Origin of the sequence: Proteus appendicitidis (genome assembly GCF_030271835.1) — a bacterium.
Lineage (GTDB): Bacteria > Pseudomonadota > Gammaproteobacteria > Enterobacterales > Enterobacteriaceae > Proteus > Proteus appendicitidis.
This window is the reverse complement of the sequence record NZ_CP127389.1, coordinates 2,969,891-2,983,540: the sequence shown is the minus strand read 5'-3', so window position 1 is coordinate 2,983,540 and position 13,650 is coordinate 2,969,891. Positions and strand designations below refer to the sequence as shown.

The 13,650-nt window shown below is 33.2% G+C and carries 6 protein-coding genes; 2 read left to right on the top strand and 4 right to left on the bottom strand.

The window, feature by feature from the left end; translation table 11 throughout:
• The first annotated feature begins 64 nt into the window (after positions 1-64).
• Together speB and QQS39_RS13940 are read left to right on the top strand one after the other, a co-directional pair.
• Entirely contained in the window at positions 65-985 is a 921-nt protein-coding gene (gene speB, locus QQS39_RS13945; RefSeq protein WP_151435765.1) for an agmatinase, read from the top strand.
• Between the two features lie 206 nt (positions 986-1,191).
• Positions 1,192-8,286, top strand: a complete 7,095-nt coding sequence (locus tag QQS39_RS13940) for an anthrax toxin-like adenylyl cyclase domain-containing protein (RefSeq protein WP_285804738.1) — start codon at positions 1,192-1,194, stop codon at positions 8,284-8,286.
• Positions 8,287-8,378: 92 nt separating this feature from the next.
• Here QQS39_RS13940 and mutH read toward each other — a convergent pair whose 3' ends face one another.
• The 4 genes from mutH to leuC all read right to left on the bottom strand — a co-directional run bounded on the left by mutH (position 8,379) and on the right by leuC (position 13,650).
• Positions 8,379-9,056: a DNA mismatch repair endonuclease MutH gene (gene mutH / locus QQS39_RS13935; RefSeq protein ID WP_151435763.1), complete on the bottom strand. Its 678-nt coding sequence runs from the start codon at positions 9,054-9,056 to the stop codon at positions 8,379-8,381.
• Positions 9,057-9,679: 623 nt separating this feature from the next.
• Complete coding sequence (sgrR, locus tag QQS39_RS13930; protein WP_285804737.1) at positions 9,680-11,359, bottom strand: HTH-type transcriptional regulator SgrR; 1,680 nt, start codon at positions 11,357-11,359, stop codon at positions 9,680-9,682.
• A 267-nt stretch (positions 11,360-11,626) separates the two neighbouring features.
• Positions 11,627-12,232, bottom strand: a complete 606-nt coding sequence (leuD, locus tag QQS39_RS13925; protein ID WP_151435761.1) for a 3-isopropylmalate dehydratase small subunit — start codon at positions 12,230-12,232, stop codon at positions 11,627-11,629.
• Positions 12,233-12,240: 8 nt separating this feature from the next.
• Positions 12,241-13,650 (bottom strand): 3-isopropylmalate dehydratase large subunit, encoded by a 1,410-nt coding sequence (gene leuC / locus QQS39_RS13920; protein ID WP_151435760.1) that lies wholly within the window; start codon positions 13,648-13,650, stop codon positions 12,241-12,243.

The window sequence follows — 13,650 nt, the reverse complement described above, 5'->3', positions numbered from 1 at the left end:
TCACTCTTTATCTATCATATTGATTGTATGTTACTTATTTTAAATAAGTAACAGAGGTAATAGCATGAAAAATAGTACGTTAGGTAATGAGACTGATAATTCATTGATCTCTAATGCATTTGGTTTTTTACGTTTTCCACTGAATTTTCAGCCTTACAGCAGTGATGCAGATTGGGTTATTACCGGTGTGCCTTTTGATATGGCAACATCAGGTCGCGCAGGTACTCGTCATGGACCGGGCGCTATTCGTCAAATCTCAACGAATTTAGCGTGGGAAGGTAACCGCTGGCCGTGGGATTTCGATATGCGTGAACGTTTAAACGTTGTCGATTGTGGTGACTTAGTTTTTAACTTCGGTGATGCACAAGATATGAGCGATAAATTACAAGCTCATACAGAGAAGTTATTAGCAGCAGGCAAAAAATGTTTAACGTTTGGTGGTGACCATTTTGTCACATTACCTTTATTACGCGCCCATGCAAAACACTTTGGTAAAATGGCATTAGTTCATTTTGATGCGCATACTGATACTTATGGCAATGGCAGTAAATTTGACCACGGTACAATGTTCTTCCATGCACCAAATGAAGGATTAATCGATCCTAACCACTCTGTTCAAATTGGTATTCGTACTGATCATGACAGTGATAATGGTTTCACTGTATTGGATGCTGCGCAAGTTAACGATCGTGGTGTGACTGATCTTGTTGATCAGATCAAAGGCATTGTTGGCGATTTACCTGTTTACCTGACTTTTGATATTGATTGTCTTGATCCTGCGTTTGCACCAGGAACAGGCACACCGGTTGTCGGCGGTTTAACAACCGATAAAGCACTGAAGATCTTACGTGCATTACAACCGTTAAATATTGTTGGTATGGATTTAGTCGAAGTTTCTCCAGCTTATGATCAATCAGATATAACCGCTCTCGCAGGGGCGACTATTGCTCTTGATATGCTTTATTTGCAGGCGACTAAAAAATAACGTTGCTTGATGTTAATAAATTAGCTTCAACTAAATACAAAGTAGCTTCATAATATGAAGCTACTTTTTTAATAAAATAGTTATTTTAATTCGTTTTCTTATAATTAAATATCATTACTTTAATGTGTGTTATTTTTTATATTTACATTAGTAGAATAATGCAATTATTTTTCAGTTAAATAAATTATTTAAATGGAAAATATAAAATGGAAGAAAATAAATTATTAATAAATAATGATGGTTCATTTTGTTTTACACTCATAAAAGCAGAGGGAGATCTTTTAAAGAAAATCAATAATGATAAAATAAATGCATATTATTCATTAAATGATAAAGGAAAGGACATTAACGAAAATGTCATTATTCTTCTGAGTGAAACGGATGAAATAGAAAAGAACTACCTTAGATATGTAGATGAATATCATGCGGCTGGATATGATTTATTTATTGTTGATGTATCAACAAACAAAAATGCAGGTTCTGATTTATTAGAACATCTTTGGCTACAGCATAGAGGGCAATTACCTCAAAATATACTAATTCATGGAAACAACGATCAAAGAGAAAATGCACTGTTATTATATAAAAATAATATTGCCAAGAATAATGAAATAAAAGGTATTATATTAAGTAGTTATCTTCCTAAAAATGAATTTATTTTTCCAGCTGATTTAGAAATAAATACAAATATTTATTTCTCCTATGAAAATCCTGCCGAGGATTATAACAATAATATCATCTACAATGAATTATTAAGTAAAAATAAAAGAGTAAAGAAGATCAGCTTCACGAATAGAGAAGAATATAATAGCTTTTCAGAATTAAATAAAAAAGAAAATAATAAAATATTAAATTCGTTAAGTAATAATAATAAAAAGGAGATAAACGAAGTAAAAGTCGGTATGCCAATTAAAGATCAAACGATATTTTCTCAGATAGCAGAAGAAAAAGGGCTTATTATTGGTGTAAGACCCATCGATACTAACTCAACTTCATTAATTTCATCAGGAGAATATAGTAGTAAGAGTTTAGCTATCAAGGCGAAAAGTTCTGATTGGGGACCTATGGCTGGTTTTATTCCTGTCGATCAATCATTAGCTAAAGCATCAGCGCAAAAAGATCTCTTGAAATACAATAAAGCAGTAGCAGATGCAATAAACACGGGGGTTGCATCTGTGAGTGAGCTTTATCTTTCAGCCGAAAGAGTGAACGAATTGGTAGAGAGCAAAGTGCTCAATTATCTTTATGATAAAAATTCACCTTTAATTTTTGAAGTCATACACAATAATAAAACACATGAGTTCTTTTTAGAGCCAAAAACCATAGAGAAAAAACAGTATTATTTAGTTCAACACCATAATAGATTTGGAACAGAACCTGTATTGGTGATAGCTGATCCTATATCCAATAAACCGATGATTGCGGATTATGATTTATTTACGGTGATTTATCCTTATAGCCATTTAGGGAAAAATACACGCGTTAATATGCCTGTATCTTGGGAGGAATGGAAACAAAGTGTAAATTATGATGAACTCACTGATAAGCAAAAAATATTGTACAATGATCAATTACTATATGAAAAAAATGAAGGGCATCAGTTAGGATTTATTAGTCAGCAAATAAAAGAACTAAAAAACGAATTAAACACAGCATTGGGGAGATCAAGTGGGATGGAAATAGTCCATCATGGTGCCGATGATGCTAATCCCTTTGCGGTAATTCATGACAATTTTCCTGCCACTTTTTTTGTTCCTAAATCATTGTTTGATAAGCCGATTAATTCAAAAAATCAAACATTACATGATTTATTTTATATTAATAATAATGGTACTATTGTATTACAATCACCAGATGAATTTTCAAAATTTCAACAATCTATGATTGATCTAGGCTATATTGCTCCTTTAAATGAAAAATGGAACGATGGAGTCAATAATAATTATTTTACAAGCCAACGAAAGATTTCTGCCACATTTATTGATACAAAAAATGAAATAAAACGAAAATTAAGCATAGATAAGAAAAATAAATATACGTTAGAATACGAAGCTTCACTTAATAAATTTAATGAAGGTTCTTATGTTAAAAATAATACACTTTTACCAGAAATAGAACTCAATAATAATGCTAAGAATGAAATAAATTTATTATCATCAGAATATAATCATAAAAATGATCTTTTAAATAAAATGGATAATAAAAATCATCTTTTATCTACAAAAGATAAAATTGAATTTTATTCAAAAGTAAGCGATATAAAATGGTTTAAAAAAATAGGTTATAAATTACTTGAATCATTAATTAAGACAGATGGGCTTTTTTTAAATAAAACGAATGAAAATAAATTAATTGGTTTTTTTTCTTTGTTGTCTAAATATTCTGATATTAATACACCAATATACAAATCATTTACTGTTAAAAGCAGTGATATTTTAAAAAATAATTATGAAAAAGGGAGTTTACTCGCTTTTGATGGTATTTTTCATGGTTTTAGTAATATTGAAAATGTAAAGAAAGCATCGTCTGATAATGTGTATATTTCTATTGTTGGAAAACACAGTGCAAAACCACTAACCAGTCTTTATTCTGGTAGTTCAGAAAGAGCAATTATTGCACCGGGAACACATTTTCGTGTAATAAAAAATAAAATTATTAATAATAAAAATTATGTTGTATTAGAAATTGCTAATGAAATAAATTATCAAGAGCCAGTTTTTGATTTATATGATGGCGAGTTAAAAGGTATTGGTATTGATAAGCATAGAACGACATTTAATGAAAAAACGGAAAGAAAGATAAATTCTTCCAGACTGAATGATATTTTTGGATCTTTGCGTGGTGAATCATTAGGATCAGCGACTATTAAAAATGTAGTAGATAAAATTATCGAAGGAAAAATTTCAGTTGAATATGCAGTACATAAATATTTTAAAGAAATTTCAACGGTTTTCTCTAGTGATAATAGCACCTTATTATCGAATAAATTATATATTGCTATTTATGATCCATTAATAAGTAAGGCTTTTAATCAATATGTGAATGAAAATATAACCTTAGAAGAGTGGAGAAATAGCTATAATGTTAACTATTTAAACGATACTGTAATTGATAATATAGATAGAATTAAATTATTAATAAATCATATTTATGATGCGCCTAAATCTATTAATTATTTAAGTGATGCATCAATTGATTTACTTTCTCATTACTTTAATGAACCTAATAAAAGTAAATTGATGATTGATTTATTAAAAATAGCTTTAAATGAGCAGGAGTATAATATTGCTATTAATGATATTGATTATTTAATTTCATTAAATAGCAATAAAGATATTTTATCATCAACTGGAATAACAGAGGTAAGAGCATTAAGTCAAAAAGGAACACATGAGAATAAATCAACTGATAATTTATTTGAATTAAGTTTAGGTCTTAATAATAATGAAATGGTAGAGAATAGAATAAAAATCCATGATATCGAAGTGGATAAAAGGTTACTTATTAGTTTAGGTGCGAAAGTTAATAATAAAAAAATAGAGCATGATGATATTTTTGAAATAAATCATGATTATTCAAATCTTACATTCGATGCGGATAAGATAAATGATTATTTCTTAAGTGCTTCAGGAACAGATGATGATAAACAAGCTATTTCTATTATTAAAAGTTTATTAAATAATAAAGAAGAAAATATAAAAAAGTTAATTTCAATTGATGCTGAACGTATTGATTACCTTGTAAGTTATGAGCGATTGGTTAAAATTCTAGAATTAGAAAAACGTGCATTTGATGAACATTATTGGGATAGCATTAGAAAACCTTCATTAAAAATATCTAGGCATATGAAAATATTGAGTAAGGTAGGTTATGCTAATATTAGTTATTCTATGTGGCAGTCTGTTAATAATACGTTTTCTTTAGCCGAACAACTCAATAATCCCAATCTATCTTTACAACAACGAAAAGAAATCATCACTAACTTGTCATTAATGTGGTCTGAGATGACATTTAATGGGGTTTCTGAAATTATTGAAATTGCAATAGCAAAAGGATTATTACGATATCGACACAATCCTTTGGAATATGCGAGCAAGATAAGCACGCGAGTAGGGGTTGCGCTTAATATTCTTTCAGTTGGATTTGATATTTATCATGCTTATGATAATTTCAGCCGTATTTCTGGTGAAACTGATGAAAAGCGAAAAATTGATTATATCGTTGATGGTTCATTCGCTATTGTTTCAGGGCTTGTTACTGTAGGAATTTCTATAGCTATGCTTGCAGGTTCAGCAATTGCAGGACCTGTCGGTATTGCCGCAGGTGCTTTGATTGCATTGGCAACTTCAATTTATAATGCCGTAAGATTAATTGAAGAGGCAAAAAAACAAGTCAAATTTACGCCAATAGAAGAGTTCAATAATGGTTTTCATGCCTTTCTTATGGGGGATATTACGGCAGATAAGAAAAATGAGATAATATATTTAGACACCGAAAATCAACTTGAAGAGATGATTGATAAAAAAGCACTAACTCATTTTGAAGAAATAAAAAAACAAAGCGCTAATAGTAGCTATTTTTATACAAATGAAAAACAGATTTATCAAGAGCATTATTATTATAAAGTTATTCCTACATTAATAGAAGAAACCGTTGATTCTATTTTAATGCCTTCAAAAGATTTTATCTCCAAACGAATATTTCAAAATATAAGCCAAAAAGAGGCTGAAGAGATTTCATCTATTACTCCTTATCTGCGTGCTAAAAAAACAGCATATAAATATTATTTACCTAAAGAAGCAATTGCCACAGATGAAAAGCTTATTTTTGATATGGATTTTTATGTTAATGAGCTAAACCGATATACAATAAAAATTGTTTCTGACGATGAAAGCGTTATTTTTGGCGAAATAGTGGACGAGGAATTTTTTAAGAATAGTAAAACGAATAAAGAATATGTGATTAATAAATTAGGAGAAAGTAAATTAGAGAATGGATTAATAAAAACTAATAATATTGAAAAATACTATACTTCGGATTGGCATGAAAATGCAGTGCTTTATTTTAATACACACAATGGTAACGATATTATTGCTGCACCCTCAATAACTCAAAATACATTTGATATTTATAATGGCACTAAGCGATTAAGTGGGGGGTTAAAAGATGATGTATTTAATGTCTTTGCATCTGAGTCACCTCATTATGCGAGCCGTTTTTATGGTAGAGAAGGAAATGACACACTTCGTCTGATAAAAACTGCGGGTAAATACACGGGGTATAAAGTCGATTTGCAACATAATTACGTTAAATTTCAAAACTCAGAAGATAAAACTAATAGCCAAAGTTTTCATTCAAAACTTTATCTTTATCAAAATGAAGGGCATTTTTATTCGAAAAAACTTATTGATACAATGCCGAATATAGAGCTACAAGATCAGCAAGTTATTGCCTATTTAGACAGTATTGAAAATGTTATTGGCAGTGAAATGGGTGATGATTATATTTTGGGTAATGAAGAGGCTAATTATTTAAATGGTGCTGGTAGTGTTGATCATTTATATGGTAAAGGGGGAAATGATACACTTGTCTTAAATGAAGGTTATGCTGAAGGCGGTGAGGGCAATGATAGCTATGTTATTTTACGATCTTCTTTAGAGCAGAGTTATAATAAATTATTTGAAACCATTATTAATGAAACTAATAAGTTAGGAACTAGTGTTGTAAGGTTTAATTATTGTTTTGATGAAATAATATCAATAAAACGTAATAAAAAAGATATTATTTTTGATTTTAAAATTAATAATGAAAATCATGAGGGGAAATATATTTATCATTCTGTGACATTGAAAAATGTTTATGATGATTCAGTAAATAACATATATTCACATCGCTATACATTAATAACTCAAGATGGTTTTACACTCACTTTGGATGAAAATACGAAAGATAAAATATTATACAAATTTAGTTATTTAGAGAAATATAATGAATCAAAATTAGCAATTAAAGATTTTTATATTAATGAGTATGATAATTTAGTTGTGACTGCTTTTAAAAGTCAGAGTAGAAATATAAAATTATTGCCAGAATTTGAATACAGTGGTTTCTCATCTGGAACAAATTTACGACTTGGTATTCACGGCAATAACCAAAATAATCATTATATTGGTATTGAGGCTAACTCATACATTAAATTAAGTCAGGGAAATGATACTTATCAAATAAAAACATTTTTAACAAAAAGTAACAATGAAAGGGTGAATATCTCACTATCTGATCATATTGATAAATTAACTGATAATGATGTAAGCCATTTCTTTTTAACTGATATAAGTGGTTTTGATTTAACATTTAAAGATGGTCTTTTATCTCATCGTTATCTTCCTGATGATTATTTAACGCTATGTTTTGAAGCAGAGCTATTAAATAAAATTGTTGATACCAACGCGACTATTCGATTAATAGATAAAGATAATGTTGTTTTTACATTACCAACTAAAGATAGTCATTCAAATTTTCTTATGCCTGTTGTTAATTTGAATTTAAATATAAGCAAAAGTGATGATGTATTGGTGATCCCTGAATCACTTAGTTTAAATAAAGCGGCATTATCTGCCTATGGCGTTAGTTCGGTAGTGCTTAATTCAACACTATTATCAGCAACACTTGCAGACAAACCAAAAGAACTCATTGATTTATTGCCTATTCTTGAACTGAATGATGGGAATGATATTGTTATTAATCATAATAATACTAGCTCAGTTATTGATGGTGGAAAAGGTGATGATAATATTCTTGTTAATAAAGGGCATCATATTTTAATTGCAGGGGAAGGTAATGATCGCTTAAGTGGAGGTGAAGGCAACGATTTGTTAATTTCTCAATTTGGTCATGATTATCTGAGTGGCGGTGAAGGTAGCAATGTATATGTGGTGCAAAAACGACAAGGTCATGTGACGGTTTATGATGAAGGAAAAAACAGTCATATTTTAGTGACTGGATTGGCGGAACATGAAACATTGATTTCATCTCAAGTGGGAAATAATACACAATATCAAACTCAAGATAAGCAATTTACACTAAATGTAAAAGTGGCAGTAAATGAGGTTAATGAAAAAGAACAGAAACCGGTTATTTCAGTTACTGAAACATCCTCAGAGTTATCATTACAAGGGTTGGCAAATATTATCCAAGATATGGCAACATTCAATCAGCAACAATTTACTGTTGTGAACAATCACGAAACTATTTCGTTATCGACATGGTCACCTTTGGCATTAGTGGAAAAGCAGTTGTGATTTTTTAATCATTGAGATCCCATCACTTAAAAAACAGCTCCAATAAATTTGGGGCTGTTTTATTGATAACAAATAGCTTAAATTCGTTAACGTTAAAGCTGAAAATAACGAGCAAGCAGTGGCGCGGTAAAATTCTTTTTTAAATAAAAGCCTCTTGGCAATGTCATAATACGTTGTCCATCTTCACCAATGGCTTCGGTTAATGCCTTGCTATTAGCTGCTTTCGGGCGGATTTGTAAGACTTGTCCGTGACGTGCGGTAATGCTTTCTACTTTACCCAACACAATCATATCCATTAGTTCTTCCCAATCATGACGTAACAGTTCTTCTTCTGTACTATTAGGGCGCCAAAGTAATGGTGAAGCAACGCGGCGTTGTGCTAATGGTATTTCCCTTTCTCCTTCAACAGGCACCCATAATACTTTTGAGAGTTTACGTTTTACATGGCTGTTTTCCCATGTAATACCGCTGTTTCCGGTTAATGCTGCGACACAAACAAAAGTCGTTTCTAAAGGCATTCCTAATCTATCAATCGGAATTGTTTTAAGTTCAATGCCCAATTCACTGAAGTCTTGCTCCGGTTTGCTACCTGCACTTGCTCCTAAATAATATTCCAACAACATACCTACCCAGCCTTTATCCCTTTTAAGATCCATTGGGATAGGAAGTTGTGCAAAAGCGGCAAGTTCACCAAAAGTATAACCTGCAAGCGCTTTTGCTCGTTCAAATAAAACTTGCTCATTTTCGGGCGCTACTGGTGGCGTAAACATAGTTATTATCTTCTTGTATAAATAATAGACAGAAAAAACAGGTTATTGATAACGTATTTAGCTTTATTTTATTTAAATCATAATAGCATGATATATCATCATTTTTTTGAGTTAACTCGCCAATTGAAATTTATAATTCCAAGTTGTGCACGGTTATCCTGAAATCATAAACAGGCTTTTACACTAGGTTATCCACAGCTTTATGGGATAACTCACAGAAAGTGAGATCACTGTTCTGATTTACAGCCTTGACTTTTGCAGATATTTGCCAAAATTATCCTATTTTGTCTAACTAATCGGCATAACCTGTGGATAAAACACCCTGTGGCTATTTTTTGCGCGATTTAAGCAGGTGTGTATTTTAATTGTTTTATCCAATCGCTGAAATAGGCATTGAAATCTAGCTACTAATTTGAATTATAAGTGATATTTTAAAAATTGTATCAACAGCCTTTCTAACAATATAAAAACTATACCCTGATTATCTCACTCTTTTTCACATAGATATCCACAGAAAAAGTGAATAAATCCCCTAAGCATTTATGTGGGTGTTTATAACTTTCAAGGTTTCTGTGAATTAACGTAAATAATGGCTAATTTGCACACGGAAAAGAGACGATAACCTATTTTAATCTTGGTATATCAATATCAGGTGTAAACCACGCTGATTTAAAATCAAACCAACCAAAAGTATTCATTTTGACACCTCGTATGGTTCTCTGCCCTTGTAGCTCTAATAAATGGTGAAATAAAGGATAAAGCCAAATATCTTGTGTTAGCTGGCGACACCACTCTTCAAGAGGCAAAGATTTTTGGTGCCATAATGTTAGCTCTTGTGAGAACGATGCGCCCAAACATTGGTGAAAGAGTGGTAACTCATAAAGTGCAGCAAAAATTGAGAACTCTAAAGGCTTATAAAAGTTTACTGTCGCCAACCAAATATCACTCTCAGCTTCACCGTAATACCATTGTTCATAATCCAGCACTTGAATGGTCAGTTCAATATCATATTGAGATAAAATACTTTTTATTAAGTCTGCAATAGTGCTGTATTCATGATGCTCTTTATAAAGAGTAACAGTGAGCTTTGTTAATGAAGTCGGTTTAGGATGCTGGCGTATTAATTTACTGTGATGCCAATGAAGTAATAACCCATAAGCTGGAAACCAATGACGTTGATAGAAAGGATCGCAATGTGTGAGCATATTAACAGGGGTTAATACACTGCTTAACCATTCTCTTATTTCAGTCTGTTGGCACTGCTTCGAGCGACTATCATAGAGAAGAAAATAACATCCTTCTTCTTTACGACTTTCTAGTGGATTTTTATTGGTATCATCGTCCGTTAAATGAATAGTTGAACAAACCATTTTGTTATTTAGTTCAGGAACGACCCAAATATCAATTTCATCCAATAGCGCCCGTAAGCCAAAATAGCGATTAAAGGCTTTGATTTGCAGCTTATTTTTATCATTAGCGATAACTTGATAAGCGCCAGTGCCAATAGGGTGCTGTGCAAAAGAGGGAAGTGATGCCCATTCTTGCGGTAAAATAACAGCTTGTGGACTACCTAATAACGTTGCAAATTGCTTATCTGCTTCGCTTAAATAAATATCGAGTACATAAGGTTGAGGCGAGGAAATTTGTTCTATATGTGCATAAAGAGGGTTGCAGTGTTTCATTCTCATTAAAGAAGTGCTGATATCTGCAAGAGTGAGTTCACGACCATGATGGAAATAGACAGCAGGGCGCAAATAAAATCGCCAATGTTGCTCTGTGATCATTTGCCAATGATGCGCTAATTCAGCTTCAATTTCCCCATTTTCCTCTTTTAAGTGTATTAATGAGTTGAATATCTGACTCATTAAATGTAGTTCAGAACGTCTTAATGGTGTGCCCGGTAATAAATTTCTAAAGGGACGATAGTAAATAATGCGCAGTAGTTGTTGACCGGGATGAAAGCTTTTTTCAATTTGTGAAAGCACCATTTGGCGTACAGAATCTTTATCACCCATTAGTGCGACAAGCTTTTCAATATCATTCTCTTCTATTAATCTTTCAGCGCGATTTTGTTGGATCTCTAGCGCATTAGAGTGAAAAATAAGCGTCGATTTTTTACCTCGACCGACTTCTGCTTGCCAATTTATCCAACCCGTTTCTTGCATCTTATTTAATAAAGAGCGGACATGACGACGTGTGCAATGCAGGGTTTGTGCTAATTCTTGTAATGTTGTTTCAGTTGCTTTTCCCTGAAAGGCTTGCCATAAGCGAATAAATTGTAACTCTAAGCGGGGTGAGGTCATAAAAGAGGAAATCCCTTGATAAAGTGATCAATTTTAATTTCCTTATATTAGACCGATAATGTCTGTGTTTAAAGTTAGCTCTCATGTTAGTTATCACAAATTACGAATACTGACAGACTCCCCCATTTGAGCATTCGGTGATTACCGGCCAGTGATGTTTAATCACTGGCTTTTTTATTAGGCAAAAAAAAAGCCGTAAATGAATTTACGGCAAGAATGACAAAGTAAACATCACAGAAAGTAGAAGAAGGTGAAAAATGACTTTAGTTAGCGCATAAAGGCGGGCTGTTTTGCTTCATACGCACTAATATCATCTTGGTGTTGTAGCGTTAATCCAATACTGTCTAATCCTTCAATCATGCAGTGGCGGCGAAATGAGTCGATTTCAAAAGAGAAATGTAATTCACCCGCTCTGACCTCTTGTGCCACTAAATCGACAGTAATCGGTGTACCCGCATGTTCTTTTACCCAGTCAAATAATTGTGAGACTTCATCATCACTTAATTTGATTGGTAATAATTGATTATTAAATGAATTTCCGTAAAAAATATCAGCAAAACTGGGGGCGATAACAGCATGAAAACCATAATCAGTTAATGCCCAAGGTGCGTGTTCACGAGATGATCCACAACCAAAGTTTTCTCGTGCTAATAAAATAGAAGCACCTTGATAAATTGGCTGATTTAAAATAAATGTAGGATTAGGCTGTGTGCCTTCATCATCCAGAAAACGCCAATCATGAAACAAGTGCTTACCAAAACCAGTACGCGTTACTTTCTGTAAAAATTGCTTAGGAATAATGGCATCGGTATCCACATTTGCCGCATCTAAAGGAACCGCAATACCCGTGTGTTGAGTAAATTTATTCATCATGTTCTCCTTTAAGATGCCACTGCAAATGTACGAACATCTGCAAAATGACCGTTAATAGCCGCTGCCGCTGCCATTGCAGGACTGACTAAGTGTGTTCGACCTCCACGACCTTGGCGACCTTCAAAGTTACGGTTGCTGGTGGATGCACAACGTTCACCCGGATTTAATCGGTCGTTATTCATTGCCAAACACATTGAACAACCCGGTAAGCGCCATTCAAAACCAGCTTCAATAAAGATTTTATCTAAACCTTCTGCTTCTGCTTGAGCTTTAACAGGTCCTGAGCCCGGAACAACAATCGCTTGAACATGAGATGCAACTTTATGACCTTTTGCAATTTCAGCAGCCGCTCGTAAATCTTCAATGCGCGAGTTTGTACAAGAACCTATAAAGACTTTGTCGATAGCGACATCGGTTAAGTTAACACCTTCACTTAATCCCATATAAGCTAAGGCTTTTTCAGCAGATGCGCGTTCAACCGGATCACTAAAGCTATCTAATAACGGAACTATTTGGTCAATAGCAATAACTTGCCCTGGATTGGTGCCCCATGTAACTTGTGGTGCGATATCGGCAGCATTAATAGTCACCGTGGCATCAAAAGTTGCATCATCATCAGATTTTAAGGTTCTCCAATAAGCGACGGCTTCATCCCATGCTTGATCTTTAGGCGCAAATTGACGCCCTTTTAAGTAATCAAAAGTGGTGTCATCGGGTGCGACTAAACCCGCTTTAGCACCCATCTCAATCGCCATGTTGCATAAGGTCATTCGACCTTCCATGCTTAAGGCTTCAATGGCTTCACCTGCAAATTCAACGATATAACCTGTTCCACCTGCACTGCCTAATCTGCCGATAATGGCTAATACGATGTCTTTTGCTGTGATCCCAATGGCGGTTTTTCCCTGAACTTCTATCTTTAATGTTTTAGCACGAGACTGCTTTAAGGTCTGCGTTGCTAAAACATGTTCAACTTCAGAAGTCCCAATCCCAAAAGCTAATGAACCAAAAGCACCATGAGTTGCTGTATGTGAATCACCGCAAACAATAGTCATTCCCGGTAAGGTTAAGCCTTGTTCTGGCCCCATTACATGAACAATCCCTTGATAAGGATGGTTTAAGTCATACAGTGTGACACCAAACTCTTGGCAGTTTTTCATTAACTCTTGCATTTGAATTCTTGCCATATCACCACAAGCATTAATATCTTTAGTTTGTGTTGATACGTTATGATCCATCGTTGCAAAGGTTTTATTCGGTTGACGAACAGGGCGACCTTTTGTCCTTAATCCATCAAAGGCTTGAGGTGATGTCACTTCATGCACTAAATGTCTATCGATATACAGAATGGGTGTTTCATCACTCACTTCTCTGACAACATGTGCATCATAAATTTTTTGATATAATGTTTTACCCAT